This window comes from Halorhabdus salina, assembly GCF_013839425.1.
In the GTDB taxonomy this organism is placed as follows: Archaea; Halobacteriota; Halobacteria; order Halobacteriales; family Haloarculaceae; genus Halorhabdus; species Halorhabdus salina.
This window is the reverse complement of sequence record NZ_JACDNP010000005.1, coordinates 181,964-207,874: the sequence shown is the minus strand read 5'-3', so window position 1 is coordinate 207,874 and position 25,911 is coordinate 181,964. Positions and strand designations below refer to the sequence as shown.

The following is a 25,911-nucleotide window of genomic DNA, read 5'->3' as shown; positions in this document are numbered from 1 at the left end:
ACGCGAAGGTCTAGGTGGCCATGTACGATACGATTCTCGCGCCGACCGACGGGAGCAGCGGGACCGCCGAAACACTCGAACACGCCATCTCGATCGCATCGGACAACGACGCGACGATCCACGGATTGTACGTCCTCGACCGGCGGATGTACCTCGCAGCCGAGAAAGAAGCACAGGACGAAGTCATTGACTCTCTGCAGGAAGACGGCGAAGCCGCAATCGATCGCTTACGGACGCAAGTAACGGAGGCCGACATCCCCATCGAGACCGAACTCCGAGAGGGAATTCCGCATCGGGACATCCTCCGCTACGGCGAGGAGATCGGTGCAGACTTGATCGTCATGGGGACACACGGTCGCACCGGCCGGGACAGGCTGGCGAATCTGGGCAGTGTGACCGAACGAGTCGTCGAGAACGCGGATATCCCGGTCCTCGTTGTCGATATCGCCGAGGATTGAGCTGATTTGGGAATCCGGCCGGACCGCTGCCGCTGGACGCACGTATTTGTGTGACCCCAGCGAACGGACGAGCAATGACTGGACCGACCGACCTCGTTGCCCGCTCGCTTGAGACCCAGGCGAGAGCACTGTTTCGTGACCACCTGCAGAAACAAGCACGGTTCCTGCGGGACCAACTCGATGCCGGAAAACTGGATACGGCAGACTTTGCGATCGGCCTCGAAATGGAGGTCTACGCGGCTGAGACTGGGGATGCTGGCCACACCCTCGCCACGATCCCAGCCGACTTCTTTGGTGTCGATGAGCGCATCAGCAAGGAACTGGGTCTCCACAATGCCGAGATCAATACCGATCCCGTGGCTCTCCGGCCCGGCGGATTCGAACACCAGTCGACGGCCACGGCGACCGGACTCGATCGTGGACGTGCGGCGATTGGAGACGACAAGACGCTCGTGACGGACGCAATGTGGACGATTCCGCCTGCAAGCGGGAGCGACGCGTACCTTTCGGCCCACGAAACACGCGGCGGACTCACGATCGCCCAGCACATGCGGCCGAATCCACGCTACTACGCCATCGACAACGAGGTCCTTCGATTGACAGACGGCGCGGTGCCGTTGGACGTGCCTGGCGCCTCCCGCGCGTTTCCGAGTATCCTCTTTGAATCTCTTGCCACGTCGATCCAGCCCCACCTCCAGATCCCCAATGTGGCGGCGTTTCCGGCATATTTCAACGCCGCGATCCGGACGCTCGGCCCGGTCCTTGCGTTGGCGACAAACTCGCCGTTTCTGCCCCCGGATCTCTACGACGAAGACGTCGACCCCCGGGACCTGCTCGAACAGACACCGCACGAACTTCGAATCGCCGTCTTCGAACAGTCAGTCAACCACAGCGAACACCCGAAGGTTCGGGTCCCGGAAGATATTGAGACGACGGCGGACGTTATCGACCGGGTCGTTGCCGACGACCTCTATGCCCCCTTCCTCGCTGACTGGGCCAGCGGCGAAGCCGACGATGACGGCTTCACCGATCAGTTCCCCGAATTCGAACACAAGCGAGGGACCTACTGGCGGTGGGTTCGGGCAGTTATCGGCGGCGACCCGGTCTCTGAGGCCGGCGACGAGCGCTCGATTCGCATCGAGTACCGTCCCCTGCCGACCCAACCGACGGTTGCTGACAATATCAGCTTGCAGGCGCTGACGGCTGGGCTGCTTGTCGGCCTCGTGGATGCTGATCATCCGCTGACGGCGCTTCCCTGGCCGGACGCCCGGGAGAGTTTCTATGCCGCTGCCGAGGACGGACTCGAGGCCGACCTGCAGTGGGTGGCCGCTGACGGGACCCAAACGGGAGACCGTGAGACGATCTTCGCGGAAGTCTTCGACTACGCCCGACACGGATTGAGCGTCCAGGGCTTTGCGGACAGCCGGATCGACGAACTGCTCGATCCGATCGAGGCCCGCTGGACCCAACAGATGACACCGAGTCAATGGAAGGTAGCGGCCGTTCAAGACCGCCTTGCCGAGGGCGCGACGCTTGAGGCAGCGATTCGGGACATGCAGCGTGCGTACGTACGACGGAGTCGGGAGACGGATTCGTTCCCCGAGTGGCTAGCCTAGATCGCGTACAGCGTCGTCGTCCAAAAGTCCCAGAAGGCATCCTCGAGGGCGTCTTCCGGGTCGCCCGTCGCGTCGACAGCCGCCGTGGCGTCGGCCTCGCTAGCGACCTGGGACAGGATCGAGCGTTCGCCGACGACGTAGAGGCGGTCGGTCGTCCGTTCGTCGAGTGCGGCCCGACAGCGATCGAGGTGATTGTCGATCTGTTCCTCCCGGAGGCGCTCGAAACGGGCCTGAGAGAAGCCACCCTTGGAGTGGTTGCGCCCGAGATCGCTGTCGAAGCCGTGAAACGCGACCCGTTCACGACCGCGATATTCACCCATCGCAAACAGGTCAGACCGCACCAGGGCCAGGGTAAACTCACCAGTCGGCTCGAACAGTGATCGATCAATATCGAAGTCAGCCCCCCACTCGACGAACGGCATCGGCGTGATCGGCGGATCGAGTGCGACGCTGCAGACACCCGCGTCGTCAGTGAGTACAAAACAGGGACTGTTTTCGGCGACGAGCGCGGATCGCTCACCGAACGCCTCGCGGATCTCCGGCGGGACGGCCCCATTGGCGACGAATGCCGTTAGCGCCCCGTCAGGTCCGGCGTCGATGGATTCAAACCGGTCCAAGACATCGCTGAGTCGGTCTCCGTGGAGCCGTTCGCGACGTCGAACGGAGAGGTCTCGGTCCGTGTCCTGTAAGCGCTCGACGCGGTCTTTTAGTTGTTCGACCTTGTCTTCGAGTTCGTTGACGTCACGCTGGGCCGCTTGGCGCTTCGTGACTGCGTCGGCCCGTCGATCTGATTCGGCCGCCAGTTGGTGTTGTAGATCCTCCTTGTCGGCTTCGAGTTCCTCGATTCGCTCTTTGAGAGCGGCTCTCCCGAGTAGCTCGTCTAGCATTAGTTCGATCCGACAGCTCAAGCGGCTTAAATCCCGGCGGGGTCCTCCTCGATGCCGGCCAACGAAAGGAGTTGATCCGCCCGATCTTCACTCGCCAGCAACACCTCCCGAAGCGTCGGTGGGTTCTCGACGGCCGCATCCGCCAGGACAGCCGGCGGCACTGCCAATGTGTCAGCGGGAACTGATTGGGCCCCAGTCACGGGAAAGTGTCGCGACCCGAGTTTCATCACGAGGGGGAGTTCATCAGCCGCCGGTTCGGTATCTCGGTACAGTTGGCGATGCACGCGCCGGTATTGCTTTCCACACATGGCAGCCGTCGGTGTCTCGCTGGGTTGGACGTACATCCGGCCGAGATAATACGACCGTGAGAACTGTTCGAACATGCGGTACAATAACGTATATCATACCACGTCGAAAAAGGGTTGTGGCCGCGGCAGCGGCCACCAACCGTGGGCACGAAACTACCCCGGTCTCACTGCAGACGCTGTCGAAAGATCTGTGCACGTTTCGAAACGGGTTGAGACAGCGCTATAAACGCTACTGGACGATTAGCGCACGCTACACAGATGAGTGAACAGCGCGAACGAAGCTTCGGGTTTTAGTGGATACCGGTGATACAATTGGGTATGTCCGTCCGAGCCAGCGTGTTCGTCGCAATCGTCGTCGGGTCACTTGTTGTCGCTCCGGCGCTGGCTGTTACGGATGGGGCCGCTCTCGCCCAGGCTCCATCGTCGGCCGATGCTGCGGCGGATCCGACCGTACAGACGGCGACAAACGCGACGGCCGCGAACGATAGCTCCCCGTCCCTGGGAAGTCAGATGAGCGCGTTCATGCAATCGAACGCTGTCGAGACAAACGCGTCCGTCGAAACCGGCATGTGGGCCGCCAGTGTGGGGGCCAACACATCAACGGCAAATCGCTCGGTGGCAAATCGCGTCCGGACACTTGAACGCCGTTTGGACCGGCTCCAAACTCGCCTGGACCGCTTCGAGAACGGCAGTACTGACCTCCCTGGTCCGGCCAGGGCCGCCCAAGTATCGCGACTCGGAGCCCAGATTCGCGCGTTACAATCTGCGATCAACGAGACTGATCGGGTTGCACGGCAGGTCGGCGTCAACGCCACGCGCCTCGAAACGTTACGAACGCAGGCGCAGAATATGACTGGACGAGACGTCGCTTCGATGGCCCGAAACCTTTCGGCTGGTCCGCCCGACATCGTTCCTGGAGGCCCCCCCGATGGCGATCAGCGCGGTCCGCCGAACGGAACGACTGGCCCACCAGATGAAGACCAACAAGGTCCGCCGAACGGAACGACTGGCCCACCAGATGAAGACCAACAAGGTCCGCCGAACGGAACGACTGGCCCAGCCGATAGAGATGGCGAGACTGACCGGCCGGGGAATGATTCTGCCGATTCGCCTGCAAATGGCGAGACTGGGCCACCGGGAAACGAAACTGGTCCGCCGACGGATGATACGGGCGGGACAGACAAACAAGATCCGGATTCTTCGAGCGGTGGACAGCAGTCGAACGGCGATTCGTCGGCCCCTGATGAACGCAAGACGAATCGATCGAAATAACCCTGCCCAGGGACCGCGACGCGTTTCCTGTTGCCTTCGTATCAAGAAGTCCTGACCACTGGGGCCCCTTTAATTGGGCCGTGCAGGAAATACTTATATGTGATAAGAGGTAACGTCACGTAAATGGACTCCGCGAAGTTGCTTGATCTATTGGGGAATGCAAATCGGCGACGCATCTTGCGTCTGCTGGCGCGCAAACCCTGTTTCGTGACGGAGATCAGCGACTATCTCGGTGTGAGTCCGAAGGCCGTCATCGATCATCTCCGACAACTCGAAGAAGCGGGGTTAGTCAAGAGTCGGACCGATGACCGGCGGCGCAAGTACTTCTACATCTCTCGGGGGTTCCGGCTCGAAGTCTCAGCATCGCCCTACAGCTTCGGAACCAAAACAGCGTATCCCGCGAGTTCGGGACTGGACATGACGTCGTGCCGACACCTTTCGATCAATGTCGATCCAGATGGGGCGGAGAATCTTTCGGAACTGGCGATCGAACTCCGGCGGCTCCGTCGCCTCCAGAACGAACTCTCGCTGGCACAGCGATGGGTCCAGGGCCGACTGACCGATGTTATGGAAGGGATCGGCGACCATATCGACGACGACAGTCGAATCGTTGTTGAAGTAATGGCGTCACTGGCCGACCAACCGGATGACGTTGAGGAGATCAGTCGCGATGTCGAGGTTCCACCGTCTGTCGTCGAAGACGTGTTAGAAACGCTGGAGTCACGGGATGTGGTCGAGCAGGATGGCGACGAGTGGCAACTTGATGGGTGACAGCTGTTGTCCCCCACGTCAAATGTCCGTCGTCAGGCCAGCCCGGAGATCCCGCCCGAAGTAGTGACCGAGTAGTGCAGCGATCGCACCGCTCCCGGCCCCGAAAATCGCGAGTAATTCGCCTTGTCCGACCATGGCGACGACCATGAACTTCGAGATCATGCCCAGTGCCGCTGTGGCTGCTCCGGCGAGCGTAAATTCGAGGTACTGCCGACGGGAGCTAATTGTGCCCCCGAGGAATGCGGCGGCGAAGATCCCGCCCAACGCCGCGATCGAATCGAAAAACGGGATCGCAATCCCGAACCCGATCGCACCCAGGACGGTCCCAGCGAGGGCGAGCAGAAACGAGCGGATCGAGAAGATGGTCCCGAAACGCGGCCGGAACGAGACCAGCCCGCCGAGCCGTGAGCGAACGCGGGCGAGGCGACCGTTCGGCGCCGAATGCACCTCTTTCGCCTCAGCATCCCCAGTGTCCAGTAACTCCTCAAGTTCGGCGGTGCCCATGGACTCGTCGTCACGCGAGATCTGATCAGACCGCTCGGCCATACTGTGTCTCAGTCCGTTGCTGACTTGGTCCTTGTCCCTGGGCGAGAAAGATGGTTTCAAGTCGCCTGCCCCGGTAGCCGACCGACATGAACGCAGGAGATCGCGTGCGGGTCGATCGCGACGACCAGACCTTCGAGGGGGTCCTGTTGCCATCGTCGAACGAAGCGCAACTCGTCGTGAAACTAGATAGTGGCTACAACGTTGGCCTGGATCGCGAGGCGGCCACAGCGACAGTGCTCGAAGCCGACGTCTACGATATCGAATCCGGCGATGTCAGCGACCAATCGACGGTCGAGTTCGACGACGACCTTCCGACAATCTCGCTCATCTCGACCGGGGGCACGATCGCCTCGACTGTCGACTATCGGACTGGTGCTGTGACGGCTCAGTTCGACGCCGAGGACGTCCTTCGGGCCGTCCCGGAACTGGCTGGCCTCGCGAACTATCGCGGCCGCGTCGTCGCGAACATTCTCTCGGAGAATATGACGCCTTCCGTCTGGCAGGATCTCGCCGAGGCCATTCACGACGAAATCCAAGCGGGGGCCGACGGCGTCGTCGTCATGCACGGAACGGATACGATGCAGTTCACCGCCAGCGCGATCTCGTTCATGCTCGAAACGCCGGTTCCGATCGTCTTTACCGGCAGCCAGCGCTCGGCCGACCGGCCCTCCTCGGACAACGTGATGAACGCCGTCGCAGCCGTCGAGGCCGCAACGAGCGATGCCGCAGAGGTCATGCTCTGCATGCACGCCGCCGAAAGTGACGACGTCTGTGCCCTCCATCGCGGGACGCGTGCACGAAAGAACCACACGTCCCGCCGGGACGCCTTCGAGACGATCGGTCGCAAGCCGCTTGGCGTCGTGGATTACGACGCCCGTGAGGTCACCTTCCGTCGCGAATACGCCGAACGTGACGAGACAGCGCTTGCCCTGCACGCCGACCTCGAAACTGACGTCGACCTCGTCAAGTTCACGCCGGGAGCGGAACCATCGATGCTCGATCCGGTCGACGGAGCGGCCGGGCTCGTGATCGAAGGGACCGGACTGGGTCACGTCAACACCGACTGGATCGACCGGATCGACGCGCTGGTTGAGGCCGGGACGACGGTCGTGATGACCAGCCAGTGTCTGGACGGCCGGATTTGCGATCGCGTCTACGACACCGGCCGCGACCTACTCGATGCGGGCGTCATCGAAGGCGAAGACATGCTTCCGGGGACTGCGATGGTCAAACTCATGTGGGTGCTGGGCAACCGTGACGATCCTGTGGCTGCGATGGGGAAACCACTGGCCGGCGAAATCACCGACCGATCGGTCCCCTGGGAGTGACGGCGTTTTCATTCGTCTGGATTTGAAGTTACGTTTATACGATCCGGTCGAGAGGGGCGACACGTGGACCGAGAGACGACCGCTCAGGGGCTGGCGGGCGGGTGTGTTGTCGTCGGCAGTATAGCGACCGGATTCCAGGCCGTATTTTTCGGCTTCGCGACACTGGGGATCTACGAGCCGTTGCTGATTCTCTCCGGAATCATGCGAGTGATGCCGGGTTTTCTCTTCATCGGTGTGCTGAATTTCGGACCAGCGCTGCTCGGCTTGGGCGTCGCGGGCGGTGGGGTCAACGCGTTCCCACTGATACCGAACACTGAGCCCGTCAAGCGGACTCGACTGATAGCCCTCGCGGGCAGTGCGGTCTGGCTGGGGGGAATCGGGGTTTCGCTCGTGGCATCCGCGATCGGACTCGAAAGCGTTTTGGTGGGTCTGTTCGGGACGGGAACTGTTCCAATCGGGCCGCTACTCGGCCTGGGCCTGCTGATCGGTAGCCTCTGTCTGGCCGTTCCGACGCCGAAACCGCTAGGGGCCGGAACTGAGCCCCTCGTCTCCATCGGCGTGAAAATCGTGGATGCGATACAGTCCGTGACGGAACGGCGATACGGGACGCTGCCACGGGGCCTGCTCGCGGCCGTCGGTGCCATCGTCGGGGGGCTCGGTGTCCTCGGCTATGTGCAGCTCTCCACCCAGACGTATGCCGGCGATGCGATGGGCGGTATCGTCGCCGTCTTCTATCTGGTGACCGGATCGGTCCTGTTCGCGTTCGGGGCGATCGCGTTCGGATTCGCCACAAGGGGTGCGGAGGACACGTCGTTACGGTCGCTCGATTTGACGCCCGCACAGCGGCTGCTCACAGTCAGTGGTGCAATCGTGGTGATGGTCGGAGCTGCGGTCCCGTTGTCAGCTCTGCTCACGGGATCGTTTTCCCTCGTCGCTGTCCTGGGAATCGTCTGGCAGTTCGGTCTCGGATCCGTCCCGCTGCTGGTCGGCGGCCTCGGTTGGTACGGGTTCGATCGATTGGCATCGCTGGCGGTCGAATGGACGAACTGATCGCCTGACTGAGCCGGCGGATCGATCGGACCAGCCGGGAGCGCCAGTGGTTCCAACGGCCCGTTTACTCACCCACCACTGACAGGCGGGAACAGCGCGAGTTCGTCGCCCGCCGCCACCCCGCGGTCGGAATCGAGTGGGTTTTCGACGTCCTCTCCCTCGTGCAGTGTCCTGACGTGCTCGTAGATCGATCCGTTCTCGGCACGGGCTTCTTCGGCGACAGCCGGGTATTTCTCGAAGAGTGAATCCAGGGCCTTAGCGACTGTCGCATCGTCTGAGACTGTCACGGTAACTTCCGTGTCGCCGGCCGCTTCGCCGAGCGTCGCGAAGAGCTTCCAGGTGACGTCCATGTGTGTCCCTGGCGGACTGGGACGGAAAGAACGTTCCGGGGTTCACTCAGGAATCGCCGTCCAGTCCATCCCCGACGCGTGTCGGAGTTGTTCCGGCATCGACACTCGGAGTCCCATCTGTGGAGTCCCCGGGATCCGCTATCGCATCCGCAGCGGTTTCGAGCCGCCGGATCACGTCCGGTCGAGCGATCACGTACACCGATTCGCCAGCGGCAAGGACCCGATCCTGTCCGGGCAAGGCTTCGATCCGGTCGTCCGGACCGCCGGCGTGGACCGCCACCACCGTCACGTCCAGCGCTGCGACCGGTGTGCCGACGAGCGGACTTCCCTCGGGGAGTTCGACGACACCCAGTGTCTCGTCGGCCGCCCGCAGGAGTTCTGTCAGTTCGCGATCGGCTCGCTGTTCGACAGGCAAGGTCACGAGCTTGTACCGCTCGTTGGGGTCGAGTTTCGAGGCGTCGGCGGCGTCGATCGCCAGCGTGACGACCTCGCCGGCCGTCCCCCTGACCTCGGCGTTGAGTACCCGTTCGCTCGGATCCCGCGACCAGACCTGCACCAGATCGCCAGCATTGGCCGCGTGGGCCGGATCGGCGCGGACGGCCATCGCCGCGCTCTCGGGTGGCAACGTCGGCCCGATGCCGGCAGCCCGACTCCCGACACCCAGATGAGTGACGGTCCCGTCGCCGTCGATCTCGAGGTCGACGTGCCCGACGCGGTAATCCTCCCGCAGGCGGCGGGCGAGTCGATCCCGCAATTCCACGACGGTGAGGCCACGCGGGAAGACGAAGGTCTTGCCCTCAAGGGCGGCTTTCGTGTCCGGGTCGATCGGATCGTATCCAGGTACGTCGGCGATCTCGTCAGGAAGATAGACGGTGATGACGCGACCGACGGACCTGACGACTCGGCCGAGCGAACCGTCGACAGCATGTGTTTTGCCCCTGCCAACGACGGTGCCGGCGAGGCGATCCCCCAGGGCCACCCCGATCATCGCCGCGACTGTGCCCGCAAGCAGCGCGGTCACGTTGAACACCGCCGCGCGGACGCTCAGTGCTCCGGCCCCGCCCAAAACCTGTCCGAGTGCCGTCGTAGCGTTGAGGTAGACCGCGACGGCGGCGATCCCGAGCAGGACGGCCGGCGGGAACGAGACTCGCTCGCGGGCGTACCACCGATAGACGACGGCGACCGCGCCGGCGACCACGGCGGCCAGAACGGTCAACCCGCCGATCCGGGCCGCACCGTCCAAAACTGTCTCGACCGTTCCGGACAGTTGCAGCGGGCCGACCGTCTCACCAGCTCGGACGACCGCAGTCGGGACGGTCATGCTACCGCCTCCATCAGCGAATCGAGCGCGTCGCGGGACCCGACCGCGTACAACTCAGTCCCCGGTTCGAGCGGCCGTGTCCCGCGCGGATTGAACTGCCACCCGCTGCCGTCCCGCGCTGCGAGCACGACCACGCCGTAGGCGTCCCCGGCGGCACTACCCAGCGGTTCTCCGTCGAGGTCACTGCCCGCCCGGACGGTCACGCGACGGAATCGCTTGCCGGCCCGTCGCAACAGCGAGATGAGTGCGTACTCCCGTCGCGTCCCCCTGGCTTCGACGATAATCGTCGCCCGCTCGGACCGAAGGAGCGCTTCGGCGTCCGTCCGACCGACCGCGACCGTGACCTGGCCGTCGCCGCCAGATGCGGTCGGAGCGCGAACTGCGCGAGCCGCTGGGTTCGGTTCCGCGTCCGTATCCGACCCTTCGCTCCGTGGTGACGGCTCCGTAGCCGGCTGCGTTTCCCGGGGTGTCGACCGAGCGCTCACCACCGTCCCCCGGACCTGCGTGTCGGCTGTATCCACCGTCACGACATCGCCGCGGGCGAGACCGGTCGGCACGAGCGCGTCGACGGAGACGGCCCGGTGACCGGCCTCGATGCGTTTCGAGAGTCCGGAGAACGGCGGCGCCGCGGCGACGGTCGCTCGGCCGCGCTCGTCGACGGCGACCGAGACATCCCCAAGGTCGTACTCGGTACGGAGTCGTTCGGCCAGCCGTCGTTCGATCGAGTCGAGATCCAGATCGGCGGGCAACGTCCACTCACCGGCCCTGATCTCCGCGCGGAGATCGTCAGGAAGCGGAGGGTAGCCCTCGATGTCGCCGATTTCCCCCGCCACGCGGACCCGAACTTCGTCGCCACCGCCGACGGCCTCGACGAGATCGATGGACAGCGTCCGTTCCCCTAACCGCCGCAACGACAGCCGCCGGGGCGTACTCGCGCCGAGTTGGTCGCCCTTGCTGTGGGCATACAGTACCATCATCATGATCACCAGTAGCGCAGTCATGACTGTCGGGGCGTTTGCCGACTGCGTGACCGATGGATCAGCCAGCGCGAGCAATCCGCCGTTGACCCCGGCCAGGGCGACGCCGAGGACCACGACCCCGAACCCGGGGAGCGTCACGCCAGTGAAGTACTTGAACACGAATCCGAGGACCCAGGCCACCAGTGCTGGAATGATGCCCGTGAGGATGCCCAGGTAGACTCCAAAAAGAAGTGCGACCGGCAAGGATGGCATGTTGTGAGAGGAGACAGGCCAGTCTCAAATCAGTGTCGGCAATCGCAGGCGATGGGTTTTATTCACTCCCATTCGGACCTCTGTGTATGGACGAGCTACGGGACTGGCTCGGTCCCAGGCCGGCGATCTATCTGACGGCTGCAGTCGCCGTGCTCTCGGTCGCAACTGGGCTGGTCAACGTCGGGGCAGAGTCCATCTCCGGGCCGCTTGCCCAGTTCGTTCCACCGACAATTCAACGGACAGCCGGGTTTACCGGTGCGCTGACGGGCTTTCTGATGCTCGGTTCGGCATTCGCGCTCCGTCGCCGACTCCGGGCGGCGTGGTTCTCGACGATCATCCTCTTGCCAGTGACGGCCCTCCAGGGTCTCGTCCAGACGAACGTCGTCTCCCTCCCGTTGATCGCGCTGTCGATACTCTCGATGCCGACGGTCCTGTTGAGCTACCGCCGGTTCGACCGCAAGATCGATCTCTCGACGGCACAGCTCGCAGCGTTAGCCGCCCTCGTCGGCACACTATTCTACGGCACGATCGGAACCTACACCCTCCGAGATTCCTTCCAGAGCGTGCAAACGCTGACGGACGCCCTCTACTATACGATCGTGACGGCCTCGACAGTGGGGTACGGTGACGCGATCCCCTCCAATGGCGACGGAGTTCGACTGTTCGCCCTGTCGGTCGTCATTCTCGGTACGGCGTCGTTCGCCCTCGCCCTGGGATCGCTCATCGGTCCGCTGATCCAGGCACGACTCGCGGCAGCACTCGGCACTATGACCCGTTCACAACTCGACCAGCTCGAGGACCACGTCCTCGTGCTTGGCTACGGCGACCTCACGGAACCGATCCTCGAAGAACTCCAGACGACGGCCGAGTTTATCGTCGTCACGCCCGACGAGGAAGCGGCGACGAGGCTCGGGAATCGCGATATCAACGCCATCGTCGGCGATCCAAGCGACGAGGAACCGCTCCACCGCGCCGGGATCGATCGCGCCCGTGCCGTGCTGGTGGCGACCAACGACGACGCCCAAGATGCACTCGGTATCTTGACCGCCAGCCAACTCAATCCGGACGCGCGAATCGTCGCGGCCGCCACTGATCGGGAAAACATGGAGAAGCTCCGCCGGGCTGGGGCGGATTCGGTCATCAGCCCCGCCGTCATCGGCGGGCACCTCCTCGTCCAGTCGGCCATGGGTGGGGAAGGAATGGAAGCGATCGCCGATCGCTTACTCGAAGTCGAAGACGAAGACGATATCTGACTGCGCTACTCCACAGAGTATGTGCTCAGGAGCCCTCGAGCGTGCGATCGACAATAGCCACGTCAGCTTCGACGTCGTCCAGTCGCTCGAAGGTCGGTGGAGAGACGATCCGTGAAGGGGTGCTTCGGTCCTGACTCGAACCGATAATCACGAGGTCGTAACCACCTGCGTTGTCTGCGAGAAACCGCTGGATGTCAGCGGTTGCGACGCGAGTCTCGACGCGTCCGGAGACTGTCTCGACTAGATCGGCGAGCATGTCTTCGGCCCGCCGTCGCTGTCGGTCGTCGTCGATACAATGACAGACGCTAACGTGCCCTGTCTCACCGGCAAGCCGCTTTGCAAAGTCGATCATGCTGTGGGCGACACCGCCGGCCTTCCGCACGGGAACCATGATCCGCCGCCAGCGCGTTCGGCCATCGTGCGATCGGTGGACGATCACGTCGACGTCGCCACCGAGCAGATGTCGGATTGTCGGTGACAGGCTCCCGTACTGTTCGGCGTACGGGACAGCGATCAGATCGCAGTTGGCTTCCTCGGCCACCTGGAGAATCGTCCGCGCTGGTGTGTCGCCATCGACCGCCACGACCACGTCCGATGGGACACCGACCTTCGTCTCGATGCGATGGGCCGTTGCTTCGAGCCGGTCGGCGACGGCAGCGACCGTCTCGTTTTGTGGGAACTCTTCCAGTGTCGCCTCGTCGAACTGGCCCGCCTCGCTGCGTGTCTCCCGATTGCGATCGACGTGTGCTGTCTCTGTGGAGGAACTGTCTTGCCCGCTATCGAGCAGGTCACGCTCAGCACGGGCGACGGCCTCGTCGTCGACCAGATCCACCAGGACCACTTTCCCGGCATCGTGGGCACCTGCGAGCCGAGCAGCCAACATCGCTGTCGCTGGGGCGTGATCGCCCAGCATCGGAACGAGGACGTGATCGTCACCGCGAATCGATTCGTAGAGAAATTCCGCCCGCTTCTCGTAGATACCTTCACGCCAGGCGAAAAAGACACCCGCAACCAGCAGCGACGAGAGGAACACGCTCAGGACGTACCCGAACTGGGTCGCGCCCGTCACGTGAACGAGCAGTGCTGTGGAGAACGCAGACGCTTCCTGCAGGTCCAGTGCCCACGTCACTGCGCCGGTCAAAAATAGCCCGAATGCGACCGCGCCAGCGTGAACCTGATACTGTCCAGCCGGAATCCCGTACCAGTACCTGGCAGCGAGTTCGACGGCGAGCCAGCCACACAGTGCGCCGGCACTCAGGCCGCCGACGAACCGCCGCGGCGAGGCTGCGTCACCTTCCGGATCGGCAAACAGCGAATACGATCCCGAGGCAAGCGGGGGAAACAGGAGATACGGGAGGGCATCGATCGTGTTCGACAGCGCCGTCACGATTCCCAGCAACAGCGGAATCCCGATCAGGATGGTCACGTGTAGCAAGTTCTGCGTGTGCTCGATCCAGCGACGAACGCGTACGAACCAGTGATCGAGGCGACGACGGACGCGATCGACCGTCGGACCGACTGACCGTGCCATCGATGTAAGCCGATAAGACGGCCGGAAAGCAATAACAGGTCTGGTTTCTACACTGGTGGGCGATATCCAGCCCGCCCTCGCTCACCCGAGCGTGAAAATGACGAAGTTATTCGCTGCGGGGCCGAGGCCGACCGCCGCAACGAATACCAACAGTAGACTCCCCTGTACGGGATGTTCATCGAGCATATCAGCGACCGCGACGACGACGAGGCCAGCCACCAGAAGTTTCACGACGACGAACAGCCAGCCTGAGCCCAGATATGCCGCCGTCGGCAACGACGCCGCAAAGTCCATGATTGCCTCGGGAAGGGGACTGCGCTCGGTCACACTCAAGACATCTGCGCCGATCGCTGTCGTCACCCCGTCGAAGGCATGTGCGAAGACGACACTCCCACCGGCCAGCCCCGCACGCGCGGCCTGAGTCGTCCACCGAAGGCTGATCAGTGCATACGTGATACCGGACAGCGGCACGGCAATGATGAACCCCACAATGGGCCACAGGGGCGAAAAGTCGAGGGCGTCACCAAGCCCTTGCCAGACGATCGCCCCAAGGAAGACGAGCAACACACCAGTTCCAACGGCACCCAAGTACGTGCCGACACGGTCGATACGGCCGCTCAAAGCCCCAATCATGACCAAGACGAGCCAGACCCCGCCAATGAGGACGTAGACCGTCACGTACACTGCTGGCGCCGAGAACAGTGGAGCGACCCACTCCGGGTACAACCCCGGCGGACTGGTTACCGTCGGTGGCACCGAAAGTTGATACAACGCGTGACTGATACCCCCGACTGCGATCCAAGGCACGAACGCGATCACGTGCCCTTTCGTCACGGGTGGTTCGATCCCCACGAGAAACACCGTTGTCAGCAACCCGCCCAACCCGAGCCCGAGGAGATACGGAAGATCCGGCACGACGAGTCCGCTTGGCAATAGCGGCATATGTCATATCTTTTTGCCTATTTAGAAAACGTTCCGATCTCCTCGATACGTGACCGCCACGGAACCACACTGGCCACGCATTGCTCGTTGTTTTGTATCGGATCGTTCCTGAACGACGGTTTGAGCCAATTTTTGGTGATATGGCGAGGCGAACGTAGCTGTCGACAGCGGCCAGCCAGCCCGGATGGACACTCAGCGTCGCCGGACGTAGACGACTGCGCCGACTGTCAGCACTGCGACACCGGCGCCACCGCCCAGCAACGGCATCGAGAGCCCGCCTGACTCCGTGGCTGTGGCATTGGGCACGTAGGAACGTACTGATTCGGTGTCCATCGTCGGGAACGACGCCGACTCTTGGTCCCATTCGTCCGGTGAGTGAACAGTCGTTTCCTGAGAAACCATCTCCAACTGGCGAACCGTGGACTCGTTTGACGCACTATCGACGGCGTCGGCTATCCGGAGATAGGCTGTCGTCCCGTTGTCTGTCTGTTCGAGGTATGCCTGCTCGATGGTCCCGTTGACTGTTTCCTTCTCGACCTGACTCGTGATCGCCGAGAGGTTCTCGAACGCCATACCGCCTTCGAGAACGGCAGTCGATTGGTTCACCGACGCGTCGAGGCGTGCCCCCTGAAACCCGGCTTCCTCAAGGTCGCTGAGCCACTCGACGGGGGCCATCGGCGACTGTGCCATCGACTGCTGATAGTTGTCGATCGTCCGGTTATAGAGGCCCGCCTGCTGGACCCAGAACGAGCCATTCCCGTCGATCCGGTCGTCAGTCGCCACAATATCGAGCGAAAAGCGCTGGGTACCGATCGGCGGTAGATTACGGTCTGCGCGCTCGGTGACAAACGCCTCCCAGTTGGTCGTTCTCGTCTTGGCGTCGAGGTCGAGATCGAGCGCCCCCTCGTCTGTCGACTGGACAGTACTGTTCCACGAAATGGTCTGCGAGAAGTCCGCGGCTTCCATGGCGTTGAGTTGCGAGCGGAAGTTGTCGATACGGTCAGTTACGTTCCCCTCGGCGGACGCCTCCATGGCCGTGAAATACGCCCGTGCGAGACCGTCGTAGTTGTCGACCGTCAGGTTCCAGCTCGCATTGCCACCGCCCGAGCCTAGTTGGGCGGTGACGACGGCTCGATCGATCGAAACGTTCGCCAGGCTATCGCTAATTTCGTCAGTGGTCGGCCCGAAGGCCTCATCGGCGCTCCCAGTCTGGGAAGCCAATCCTTGTGTGACGGCCCGTTGTAGCATCTCGTTGAGGCCTTCGATCTCGACCGTGTATTCCAGATCCAGGGTTGCCCCATCGTTTGTTCGCTCGAAGGAATAGGTATCGAGGGAGACCGCACTCGATGTCTCGCCCGTCGGCGAAACGCCCTCGAACTGTTGACGAAGTCGGTCGGCAGCCCGCTCGCGGGTCGCCCACCGATCGGCGTTCCGTCCAGAGACGTGACTCTCTCGGGCGACCGCAAGTTCGTGGCCGTCTCCGGTGGCACGTAACCGATATTCGACACTCGTTGACGATATACCGGGGAGCATCATCGACAGGTTTGCTGTCCCCGCAGTCGAGAGTCGCGTCCCACTCGTGTGGATTTCACCACTCGTCTGTGCCTGACTGAAGATGGCGACGAGCATCTTGCTATCGTCCGGGAGGACCACCGTTGCATTCACTGTGGCGTCGCTCTTGGCGACGGTTTCGGTCTGGCGGCTCTGGACGTCGACTTCTAGATGCTCGATGGCATCCGGTCGCGGAGCGGAGACCGTTCCCGACCCGTTTATCCGCGAGCGATTGGCAGCCATCGTCAACGATCCTGTAACGTTTGATTCTACGCCCGCCCTCTCGTAGATTCCATAGGCGAGGCCCTCCGCGACGTTCATACCGACGTGGCCGCTCCCCGGCGCCGAATCACCCTCTTCGAAGACGAGCATCACGTCTCCGTCGTCGGTGACGTACGCTTCTTGGGCACCACTCGTCTCGTTTGCTGTCGGTTCGACATCTCCTGCGTATGCGATCGCCCCAACTGTCGAACTCCCCACCAACCCAAGGAGGACTACAACCAGGACGGCTCGCTGCAATCGTGACATGCAGGTGGATAATTTGGCGACCGATAGTTAACTCTTATGAGAAATGATTGCGGACGCTATTGCCGCAATTCCGGCTATAGACGGGCTGCATTGGCAACTGAGACATCTCCGATGCGTCGCCCTTTTGTTCACGTGCCCGAAGACATGGATAGCGGATGGCCCGATATCACATCGAAACGTACGGCTGTACGTCAAACCGCGGCGAGAGCCAGGCGATCGAACGGTCGCTCCGCGACGGGGGCCATCATCCGGTCGACGATCCAGCTCGCGCGGATGTCGCGATCCTCAACACCTGTACCGTCGTCGAAAAAACGGAACGTAACATGCTCCGGCGGGCCGAAGAACTCGACGGCCAGACGCCCGCGGATCTCGTCATTACGGGCTGTATGGCCCTTGCCCAGGAGACCGTCTTTCGGGATGCCGGCATCGATGCGGAGGTCCTCCACTGGGACGACGTCCCCGAGTACGTCCGCAACGGCGAATGTCCGACAACGACACCCGACACTGACGTGCTCGTAGACGGCGTGACGGGCATTCTCCCGATCGCTCGTGGCTGTCTCTCGGATTGTTCCTATTGCATCACGAAACACGCGACCGGGACGATCGATTCGCCGCCCGTTTCCCACAACGTCGAGAAGGCCAGACACCTCCTCGAGTCGGGTGCGCGGGAACTCCGGATCACAGGTCAGGACACCGGTGTCTACGGATTGGAGGACGGTGAACGGAAACTCCCAGAACTCCTTGCGCGGATCTGTGAATTGCCCGGCGACTTCCGTGTCCGGGTCGGCATGGCGAACCCGAAAGGTGTCTACGGCATGGCCCAAGAACTCGCTTCCGTCTTCGCCGAGTACGACGAGCTGTACAACTTCCTGCACGCGCCCGTTCAATCGGGCAGCGACGAGGTCCTCGAAGATATGCGACGCCGACATCGCCGTCCGCAGTTCGAGGAGATCGTCGCGGCGTTCGACGAACAACTAGACTACTGGACGCTTGCGACTGACTTCATCGTCGGCTTCCCGACCGAGAGCGACGAGGACTTCCAGGCGAGTCTGGATCTCCTCCAGTCGGTCGAGCCTGAGAAACTCAACATCACGCGCTTCTCAAAGCGGCCAGGGACTGATGCCGCCGACCTCGATGGACTTGGTGGCACAATAAAGAAAGAGCGATCGAAGGCCATGACCGAGGTGAAAATGGACGTCGTGGGCGCGGCCCACGAGGCGATGGTCGGCGAGCAACGGGAGGTCCTCCTTGTCGAAGACGGAACTGAGGACTCACTGGTTGGTTACGACGAAGCCCACCGGCAGGTCGCGGTCCCAAAGGCGGAATCAATGGGGCTTTCGCTCGGTGATTTTGTCAACGTCGAAATCACCGGCCACAATACGGTATACGCGCTCGGCGAGGCAGTGTAGACCGCGAGGGCCGCTCAGGACTCGACTGCGACGGCTCCGTATCCGACGACCTCTGCTTTCGAGCCGGCGGTCTCTCCGCTACTCGCGTGAGCGAGGACATCGACACATCCCTCGACGGCATAAAGCATCGCCGCGATCGCACCATACCCACACACAGAGAGGGCTTCGCGTTCAACTGTCTCGATCAGTCCTTCTGGATCGTGATCGCGGATAGGATTCAACGCTAGCTCGTCACGTGCCATCGCGACGTCATGTGGTTCGTAGTGCGTGAAATCGGATGATGCGAGTACGACCGTTCGTTTGGTGATCGACTCGGCCAGTGCACTCCCCAGTTCTCGGGCCGTGGCTCCGTCCTGTTGCCGGAGGCTAATCGGGAGGACTGAGATAGAGTCGTACAACTCCTGAAGGAATGGGAGTTGCACTTCCGCAGCGTGCTCCCGGGCGTGTGCTCGGTCATCGACCGTCGCGTCAGTCGTCTCGACGAGCCGCTCGCGAAGTGCCCCGTCGATCGGGACTGTGCCCAGTGGCGTTTGCCAGGCGTCGTGCCCTGGGATCGCGACGTTTGCGCCGATCCCGGTGTGATTCGGGCCGATGACGACGGCCGTGTCCGGCGTGCCTCCGTTACCAAGGGTGGCGTAGGTATGGGCAGCGACAGGGCCCGAAAAGGGCAGCCCGGCGTGGGGCGTAACAAATCCGTTGACATTCGGTGTCCCCGCTGATACTGATAGACCCGACGCTGGGCCGATTTCGTGGTCGTAGCAGGCGAGTATTTGTTCCTGTACTGCCCCGGCCTGACTGGCATAGAACCGGCCAGCGACTGTCGGCTCTCGTATGTTAGTCATTATACACCCCACCGAACCCGATCTACAGCCGCCTGCAATCCTGACTGTGTGTCCATATCTGGGTGTTAGGATGCCTCCTGTTCAATGGTTGTGGCCGTTCTCATCCCGCCTGGGCGTGGAGGCGGTCACCCCTGTTATCTCGTTGTCCGGGAGTTCGGTGGGACTTGATTGGACCTACATACCATATTTCATGAGACGCTACACGTTGGGGAGGATTAACGTGGCCTGACGAGGAACGTGGGGGCACTGTGGAGTTCGCGTATCACTATTTGAACGAAGACCCCATCGTCTTAGTCGTCGGCACAACTGCTGGGGCGATGTCAGCTGCTCAGGTGCTCTCACCGGATGACAATTTCTATCGAGTTAAACACGTTGAGACCGGCCGCGAGGCACGTCAGGCCGTCGACGAATCCGTCTGCTGTGTCGTAGCGAGCCAAGAGTTACCGGCGTCATGTGGCGTTACTGTTGCTCGTGAACTCGCGGAGAGTGCAGTGGAGCCACCAGTCGTTATCAACGCGGAGACCGTCGAGCCTGAACTGGTAGCAGCGACGGGCGGCCCCGTCACCGCAGTCGTTCCGCCGTCCCACCGGGAGACTCTTCCTGAGGTGGTCCGCAAGCAGGTTGAAGCACAATTACAGTCCCTCGAAGAGACTCTACAGACAGACGCTATCGAGACACTGTTCGAGAACCTCGAATACACGGTCATGGTCAAAGACGAGCAAGCTCGCTTTCTGCAGTTGTTCTCCGGGCTGGCTGGGCCAAGCGACCAGGAGGCACGTGGGAAGACGGACCGTGAACTGCACGACGGGCGATTCAATCTCGGCGAGCAGTGGTATGCCGACGATATGCGGGTCCTTTCGGGTGACCCGATCCATCAAGAGATCAAACAGTACGGCGACGAAACGCCGTTCTGGATCGAATTCACGAAGCTTCCCTGGCGGGACGAAACGGGTGATCTACGCGGACTCGTGGGCTTCTCCCAGCAAGTCACTGACAGGGTTGGGTTAGAACAACAGCTAGCCGCACAATCCAGCCGGCTCGAAGCGTTCTCGGACTATATCGCACACGATCTCAAAGGCCCGTTACAGGTCGCTAGTGGTCACCTCGACCTGGCGCGAGACGGCCACGAAGAGAGTTTCGATGAGATTCGAGGGGCCCTCGACCGCATGGATCGCATGATCGACGACATCAAAATTCTCGCTCGCCGGGAGCGTGAAGACCAGCTGAGGCTCCACGAAGTTCCGATCGTCGAAACCATCCGGACGATCTGGGAGAAACTCGAGACACGTGAGGCCACGATCGAAATCGAACTGGGCGAAAACATGTATATCAATGCGGCCAAAGGAGAGTTTCGTCCACTGCTAGAAAATCTACTCCGAAACGCAATCGCCCACGGTGGCTCTGACGTGACTGTGACAATCGGTCCGCTCAATGCCGGATTTTTTGTCGAAGATGACGGGCCTGGGATACCGCCGGACGATCGGGATACCATCTTCGAACACGGACACACGACGGCCGATGACGGGAGCGGCATCGGTCTCGCGATGGTCCAAGACGTCGTTGATTCCCACGATTGGACCATCGAAGCCTGTGAGGGTCGCGACGGCGGCGCACGATTCGAAATTACGAATGTCCTCTCGGTGAACGAGCCTGGTCGGAGCGTCCAGACTGGTGAACATCTTTCACTTATCGATGCGACTGATGTTGGTAACCCAGTCACCGCGGGTGACGCGATATTCGATCCAAATGCCCAAACATGGTCGATCACGGGCGCAGGGGCGGATATCTGGGGCCCGCAAAACGAGTTTCAGTTCGTCTTTCGGCGGGTTGGTGATGACGTTCGAATCCAAGCCCACGTCGCCGATATCGAGTCTGTCAGCCCGTACAGCAAGTGCGGCGTCATGATCCGTGACTCTCTCGATGAAAACTCGCTGCACGGATTTATCGGCCGGACAGCCGAACACGGAACTGAACTGCTCTGGTGTGATCGACCGGGAACCGCAACGACATCCCAGCACCTCGAAGAGGCCAACGACGACTACGGGTGGTACCGAATCGATCGGGACGGGGACTTGCTCACCTGCTCGGTATCACGGGACGGGACCACTTGGGATCAAATCGATCAGCGGCAAGTCCCACTGCCAGAGGAGGTATTGGTCGGATTGGTAACCTGCAGTACCGTCGCCCGGCGAGCCACCACAGCCACGTTTGAAGATGTTACTGTCCGACGAATCGATAGTGACTCTCCCTTGTAGTTCAGTTTTCCAGTACTTCCAGAGAGCCCCCTCGTTGAGTTGCAAACGACACGAAACGCTCACGATCCCGTCACCCACATGACGTGTGAATCGAATTATTGCGGACTGGTTCCGAGAATAGAATTCGCAGCGTGGGGGCAGTTGTCTCTATGGACCGAGTCGCGAGTCGACGTTCTGTTTCACCCACGCTTTGCTTTGGCAAGATAGGCAGTAGCTCACTCCGTCGCTGCGGGTGCTTCTCGCGGCAAAAATAGGGATGCAAGAGCCGGACTCGCTTCGCTCGTCCGATGAATCGTGCGACCGCCCATACGCAACCATCGTGATCTGCAATCTCACGGAACAATATCCCGAAATAACGTCACTCGGGGGCACCTTACTGAAGAACTCCTCAGCAAACGTCTCGATCAGGTCTTCACCGGAGAAGTCCATCACAGCTTCACCGAACGGATCAACGTACGGTTCGCTGTCACTGCGTCTCGCTACCTCCTCTTTGTCTTCTCTCCCCAACCTACTCCACCAGTTCTTGGCTCCCACCCACAACTTGTGCCATCCTAGTCGATATATCGGTATATGATTTACGTGATCACAATGGAACAACAGTCCTGGTTGCATCCCTCGCTTGTGGAAGCACGGATCGACTCGTGATACCGCGCAGATAACGCGCATGGGAAAGTCAAGCCCACGTCTCGGTAGCTATCTCCAGATGAGACAACATGACGCGGTGCGTGGCAACGCAGTCAGCACTTTTGGGAAGGTCGAGCGTCAATCTTCCCATTTGGCGAAAGTTGGGCGACGGTGAGTTGAGCGGGCCGTGGTCGCGAATGGACTCGCGGCGAGCGGTGGACTCACTGGTCAGCGAAGCCAATGCCATGATCGGTGGCCCATCTAGAATAGAGACGACAGGGCTCGAAGGCTCAAAGCACGCAAAATGTATATCCAGGAGACGGTACGTGGTGTCCCCACAGCGAGGCTGTGAAGGCGCTGGAAGTGTGAAAACAAAGCGACCGCCCCTCGAAAACACGTACGACGAGCCTTTCCGTAGGCAAGACCACGGATGGCTACAGAGTTCGGACCCGACAACGATTGCGTATGTGAACGCTGCCATGAGCTGAAATAGGTTCTCAGTTCGTGTACCGCTGTCAAGCATCGAGTGCACAGGGTCACGAACGGGATGATTTAACTCCCAGGTATGGTGCTGAGACCGTGATCTAGCCTAATCCGGAACAGGTAGCCAGATTCGTTCCACCGAGATACGAACACGTCGACCATGCTGGTAGTGATCCATCAGCGGGTATTCCGCCAAGGGGATGGAACCTATCTCAACGCCAACAGCATCCCAGCACGGCGAGCCATGACAATCAGTCCGGTACGAGTGGCCACGTTCGGCCACTGCAGATAAAGCCGCCGCGAGTCGTCCCACACATTCGTCGTCGCAGTCATCCGTACTGGCAGATTCCAGAACAGCAAATCCTCTTAGGAAATTGACTATAAGCAGCAGCCTTCTCAGCTAAAATAGATTGAATTCACTAAAACAATTCAGTTTGACAGTCCGTCCACGGAGGTTTGTTCTGCATGAATAAGATGGCTGGATCTTGGGCAATCGCGATATTGGAATATCGCCGGGAATTGGCAATCCCGGGGCGCGATCCCAGGGGTTGAGGACCCGAGACTCCACCGTCTCGATCGGGGTGTCTTATTGTCTATGAACGTGAATAGAAGTTGTACTCTACAACCAGCCTATTCTTTATCTGGGAATATAGGTACCAGAGGCAAATATTGGGTCCATATATCCACCTAATGTACACCCACTGGCTGCTATTTTAGAAACAGATTCACGGATAACTCCTCTTATCTGGGATTGTATGGATAGTTTGAAGGGCTCCGCAATTGAACGCCCGACGATGGCCGACAACACGTCTACGTCTCGAAAATCTGTAAAGACGTACGTCCCGGCGTATCAAAAAGAGGTCTGGCAGGACCACGCGGCCGAACTCGACATGAGCCAGAGTGAATTCGTCCGGACCATGGTCCAGGCCGGTCGTCGATACTTTTCGGACGAAGACCCCTCTGAACAATCACTGTCTGAGTCACGTTCGGAACCGTCCAGTAGCAACCAGATTGGGCTAACCGAGCAGATTCGACAATTGCTGGAGGCCCATCAGGTACTGACGTGGGAACAGTTAGTTGCGGAAGTAGTCGGAGACCTCGAAGAAGATATCGAAGAAAGTCTGGACGAACTACAAGAAGCAAACGTCGTTAAGTACAGTGGTCGTGACGGCGGCTATCGCCTCGTCGATGTATGAGTAGTTCAAACATCGATCCAGGGACAGTCGAAGACCCCATCAAGTACTTCCTGACAGATATTTCTTACCAGGGTAAAAGCGACCGGACTCAGGACGCCTATGAGCGTGTCCTTCGGGACTTCGAGCAGTTTCTGACGGAAGATGGGGATTCAAAGACTGGCAGTATCAAAACGGTCTCGCATCGGGACTGCATGGCGTGGATTCACGAGCAACGTGACGACAGCGCCGAGAGTACCGTCGCAACGTACGCATCGTACCTCCACCGATTCTATTCCTACATGACTCAGGTTGGCGTCTTCGATTCGAATCCGATGGCAATCGTCATGGAGGAACTCGATGAGAGCATCGACACTGACCCGGCACGACGTGATCTCTCTATTGCCGATATGAGGGGACTTGTCGATAGCGTGAGCCATCCACTCGAACACGCACTCATCCTCACGCTATTAAAAACAGGAATGCGTGTCGGCGAGCTCTGTAATCTCGATCAGCGGGATTTGCATCTCGCGGACGACCCCCGTACTGACATAGTGATTCGACCGAACCTCGATCAACGGCCGGACTCGCTGTACGTTTCGAGCGAACCCCAGCGCGGTGCCGTCGTCAACAGCGATCGTCGGTCTGCATCCAACAAACGCCGCCGGGATACAGTGATTCCGGTCGATACGGAACTAGCCAGGGCGCTCGAAGACTGGCTCGACATTCGTCCGGACCCGCTCTCAGACGCACAGCCGCTGTTTACCAGTACGGCCGACAACTGGGGAAAGCGCGTGACAACTGACGCGGTCCATCACATCGTGACCAGTCGCGCGAAGGACAGAGGCTGGTACGACAGCGGTAGAAACGCCGAACAAAACGTCACGCCCCACTACTTCCGGCACTTTTTCACCACTCATCTCCGGGATCGAACCGGCGATCGTGGTATCGTGAAGTACCTTCGGGGCGACGTCGCCGAAGATATTATTGACACGTACACCCACGACTGGGGCGATCGGGTCCGAACAGTCTACGAGGCGAATATCTACCAGCTGCGTTGAATTTCTATCAGCAAAATGGATAGTAATTTGATAGTATCTCGGAGGCCCTGTTTGACCACTAACTGGTAAATTATATGCCGCTATATGAATGGTGTGGCAAGCTCGTCTCGACGAGTTCCTATCGATTCTCGTCTAGGGTAGTTGATGTGGTCAAGACCTACGCAAGCAGCTGTTCGACGGCCTCGCGTGTCGGAAGTGGCGCCATCGCGCCGGTTTCCGTCGTCGTGAGTGCTCCAACGGCGTTAGCAAACCGGACAGTTGCTCCGAGTGATTTCCCATCGAGCAGCCCCGTGATCGCTCCAGCGGTGAACGCGTCCCCAGCACCAGTCGTGTCAACGGCTTCGACCTCGACGGCCGGCTCGTCAGCCTCAGCCGGTCCCCACGGGGCGTCCGCAGTCGCCAGCGCGTAGGTACCCGCTTTGCCCTGGGTAAGCAAGACCGTGTGCGGGCCAACCGTTGTCAATTCCTTGGCGACGTCATTGATGGCAGCTTCGGGATCGGATAGCACTGACGCCAGATCCTCACGATCGGTCTTGAGTACGTCCGCGAGTTCGAGTGCTTCTCGCATCGTCGGCCCTATTTTTTCGGGATCCGGCCAGAGATCTGATCGGGTGTTCGGATCGAACGAGACGGTACAACCGGCATCAGTCGCGCGGTCGGCCAGATCAAGCATCGCCGTCCGGGCCGGCTCTTCGCACAGCATGACGCCGCCAAAGTGAACCCACGCCAGATCGGTAAGCACGTCATCCGGTACGGTCTCGGGCTCCATCGCCATCGTCGCCGAATCTTCCTTGTAGAAGACGAACGACTGATCGGCGTCGGGATCGTCCCCGACCAGGGTGTGTGCCGTCTTGCGGGCCGGATCGACGTTCAGGAACCGATCCGGCACTCCCTGCTCAGTCAGGACATCTTCAAGATGGGTGCCAAACGGGTCGTCGCCGAGTTTGGTCCAAAGATACGGTGTGGAATCAAGACGAGTCATCGCGACGGCGAGGTTCGCTGGCGCACCGCCGGCCCGGCGCTTGAACTGTTCGACGTCAGCCAGTCGCTCACTGGTCGTCGGGAACATGTCGATCAACGCTTCGCCGGCCACGAGCGCGTCTGGATCTGCCATAGTTGCG

The 25,911-nt window shown here is 60.8% G+C and carries 22 protein-coding genes; 11 read left to right on the top strand and 11 right to left on the bottom strand.

Annotation, left to right across the window (positions count from 1 at the left end; all coding sequences use genetic code 11):
* The first annotated feature begins 20 nt into the window (after positions 1–20).
* Both HZR20_RS09060 and HZR20_RS09055 read left to right on the top strand, forming a co-directional pair.
* The gene (locus HZR20_RS09060) at positions 21–458 is read left to right on the top strand and encodes a universal stress protein (RefSeq protein WP_181686262.1); all 438 of its coding nucleotides are present in this window, start codon (positions 21–23) and stop codon (positions 456–458) included.
* Between the two features lie 74 nt (positions 459–532).
* Complete coding sequence (locus HZR20_RS09055; protein ID WP_181686261.1) at positions 533–2,074, top strand: hypothetical protein; 1,542 nt, start codon at positions 533–535, stop codon at positions 2,072–2,074.
* On the opposite strand, the gene HZR20_RS09050 is transcribed toward HZR20_RS09055, so the two are convergent.
* Both HZR20_RS09050 and HZR20_RS09045 read right to left on the bottom strand, forming a co-directional pair.
* The gene (locus HZR20_RS09050) at positions 2,071–2,961 is read right to left on the bottom strand and encodes a Vms1/Ankzf1 family peptidyl-tRNA hydrolase (RefSeq protein ID WP_181686260.1); all 891 of its coding nucleotides are present in this window, start codon (positions 2,959–2,961) and stop codon (positions 2,071–2,073) included. The two genes, HZR20_RS09055 and HZR20_RS09050, sit on opposite strands and share 4 nt — an antisense overlap.
* 26 nt (positions 2,962–2,987) lie before the next feature.
* Positions 2,988–3,344, bottom strand: coding sequence for a DUF5802 family protein (locus tag HZR20_RS09045; RefSeq protein WP_181686259.1), 357 nt, complete (start codon positions 3,342–3,344; stop codon positions 2,988–2,990).
* A gap of 243 nt (positions 3,345–3,587) precedes the next feature.
* On the opposite strand from HZR20_RS09045, the gene HZR20_RS09040 reads away from it, so the two are divergent.
* Both HZR20_RS09040 and HZR20_RS09035 read left to right on the top strand, forming a co-directional pair.
* On the top strand, positions 3,588–4,541 hold the full coding sequence (locus tag HZR20_RS09040) for a hypothetical protein (protein ID WP_181686258.1): 954 nt from the start codon (positions 3,588–3,590) through the stop codon (positions 4,539–4,541).
* Between the two features lie 123 nt (positions 4,542–4,664).
* Complete coding sequence (locus tag HZR20_RS09035) at positions 4,665–5,312, top strand: ArsR/SmtB family transcription factor (RefSeq protein WP_181686257.1); 648 nt, start codon at positions 4,665–4,667, stop codon at positions 5,310–5,312.
* Between the two features lie 18 nt (positions 5,313–5,330).
* Here the strand turns inward: HZR20_RS09035 and HZR20_RS09030 are convergent, their stop codons facing one another.
* Positions 5,331–5,858, bottom strand: a complete 528-nt coding sequence (locus tag HZR20_RS09030) for a hypothetical protein (RefSeq protein WP_181686256.1) — start codon at positions 5,856–5,858, stop codon at positions 5,331–5,333.
* 86 nt (positions 5,859–5,944) lie between these two features.
* Between HZR20_RS09030 and gatD the strand changes: the two genes are divergently transcribed.
* A complete protein-coding gene (gatD, locus tag HZR20_RS09025; RefSeq protein WP_181686255.1) occupies positions 5,945–7,186 on the top strand; it encodes a Glu-tRNA(Gln) amidotransferase subunit GatD in 1,242 nt (413 codons plus the stop codon).
* A gap of 63 nt (positions 7,187–7,249) precedes the next feature.
* On the top strand, positions 7,250–8,236 hold the full coding sequence (locus HZR20_RS09020; RefSeq protein WP_181686254.1) for a hypothetical protein: 987 nt from the start codon (positions 7,250–7,252) through the stop codon (positions 8,234–8,236).
* A gap of 68 nt (positions 8,237–8,304) precedes the next feature.
* Here HZR20_RS09020 and HZR20_RS09015 read toward each other — a convergent pair whose 3' ends face one another.
* Genes HZR20_RS09015 through HZR20_RS09005 form a run of 3 tightly spaced genes read right to left on the bottom strand, consistent with a single transcriptional unit; the run spans position 8,305 to position 11,139 of the window.
* The gene (locus HZR20_RS09015; RefSeq protein ID WP_181686253.1) at positions 8,305–8,586 is read right to left on the bottom strand and encodes a ubiquitin-like small modifier protein 1; all 282 of its coding nucleotides are present in this window, start codon (positions 8,584–8,586) and stop codon (positions 8,305–8,307) included.
* A 46-nt stretch (positions 8,587–8,632) separates the two neighbouring features.
* A complete protein-coding gene (locus tag HZR20_RS09010; RefSeq protein WP_258560406.1) occupies positions 8,633–9,907 on the bottom strand; it encodes a TrkA C-terminal domain-containing protein in 1,275 nt (424 codons plus the stop codon).
* Positions 9,904–11,139: a potassium channel family protein gene (locus HZR20_RS09005; protein ID WP_181686252.1), complete on the bottom strand. Its 1,236-nt coding sequence runs from the start codon at positions 11,137–11,139 to the stop codon at positions 9,904–9,906. Before HZR20_RS09005 ends, HZR20_RS09010 begins: the two co-directional genes overlap by 4 nt.
* Before the next feature lie 86 nt (positions 11,140–11,225).
* Here HZR20_RS09005 and HZR20_RS09000 point away from each other — a divergent pair, with 86 nt between their 5' ends.
* Positions 11,226–12,392, top strand: coding sequence for an NAD-binding protein (locus HZR20_RS09000; protein ID WP_181686251.1), 1,167 nt, complete (start codon positions 11,226–11,228; stop codon positions 12,390–12,392).
* A 25-nt stretch (positions 12,393–12,417) separates the two neighbouring features.
* On the opposite strand, the gene HZR20_RS08995 is transcribed toward HZR20_RS09000, so the two are convergent.
* The 3 genes from HZR20_RS08995 to HZR20_RS08985 all read right to left on the bottom strand — a co-directional run bounded on the left by HZR20_RS08995 (position 12,418) and on the right by HZR20_RS08985 (position 16,944).
* Positions 12,418–13,923, bottom strand: a complete 1,506-nt coding sequence (locus tag HZR20_RS08995) for an HPP family protein (RefSeq protein ID WP_181686250.1) — start codon at positions 13,921–13,923, stop codon at positions 12,418–12,420.
* Positions 13,924–14,004: 81 nt separating this feature from the next.
* Positions 14,005–14,865, bottom strand: a complete 861-nt coding sequence (locus tag HZR20_RS08990; protein ID WP_181686249.1) for a DUF63 family protein — start codon at positions 14,863–14,865, stop codon at positions 14,005–14,007.
* A gap of 192 nt (positions 14,866–15,057) precedes the next feature.
* Positions 15,058–16,944 (bottom strand): hypothetical protein, encoded by a 1,887-nt coding sequence (locus HZR20_RS08985; protein WP_181686248.1) that lies wholly within the window; start codon positions 16,942–16,944, stop codon positions 15,058–15,060.
* A 155-nt stretch (positions 16,945–17,099) separates the two neighbouring features.
* Between HZR20_RS08985 and HZR20_RS08980 the strand changes: the two genes are divergently transcribed.
* Positions 17,100–18,353, top strand: coding sequence for a tRNA (N(6)-L-threonylcarbamoyladenosine(37)-C(2))-methylthiotransferase (locus tag HZR20_RS08980; RefSeq protein ID WP_181686247.1), 1,254 nt, complete (start codon positions 17,100–17,102; stop codon positions 18,351–18,353).
* A gap of 14 nt (positions 18,354–18,367) precedes the next feature.
* Here HZR20_RS08980 and amrB read toward each other — a convergent pair whose 3' ends face one another.
* On the bottom strand, positions 18,368–19,195 hold the full coding sequence (gene amrB / locus HZR20_RS08975; protein WP_181686246.1) for an AmmeMemoRadiSam system protein B: 828 nt from the start codon (positions 19,193–19,195) through the stop codon (positions 18,368–18,370).
* Between the two features lie 317 nt (positions 19,196–19,512).
* Between amrB and HZR20_RS08970 the strand changes: the two genes are divergently transcribed.
* The 3 genes from HZR20_RS08970 to HZR20_RS08960 all read left to right on the top strand — a co-directional run bounded on the left by HZR20_RS08970 (position 19,513) and on the right by HZR20_RS08960 (position 24,790).
* On the top strand, positions 19,513–21,450 hold the full coding sequence (locus HZR20_RS08970) for an ATP-binding protein (protein ID WP_181686245.1): 1,938 nt from the start codon (positions 19,513–19,515) through the stop codon (positions 21,448–21,450).
* Between the two features lie 1,901 nt (positions 21,451–23,351).
* Positions 23,352–23,753, top strand: coding sequence for a DUF5805 domain-containing protein (locus tag HZR20_RS08965; protein ID WP_181686244.1), 402 nt, complete (start codon positions 23,352–23,354; stop codon positions 23,751–23,753).
* Positions 23,750–24,790, top strand: coding sequence for a tyrosine-type recombinase/integrase (locus tag HZR20_RS08960; protein WP_181686243.1), 1,041 nt, complete (start codon positions 23,750–23,752; stop codon positions 24,788–24,790). The genes HZR20_RS08965 and HZR20_RS08960 overlap by 4 nt, the downstream gene beginning before the upstream one ends.
* Before the next feature lie 157 nt (positions 24,791–24,947).
* Here HZR20_RS08960 and HZR20_RS08955 read toward each other — a convergent pair whose 3' ends face one another.
* Positions 24,948–25,904 (bottom strand): carbohydrate kinase family protein, encoded by a 957-nt coding sequence (locus tag HZR20_RS08955; RefSeq protein WP_181686242.1) that lies wholly within the window; start codon positions 25,902–25,904, stop codon positions 24,948–24,950.
* Between the last annotated feature and the right edge of the window lie 7 nt (positions 25,905–25,911).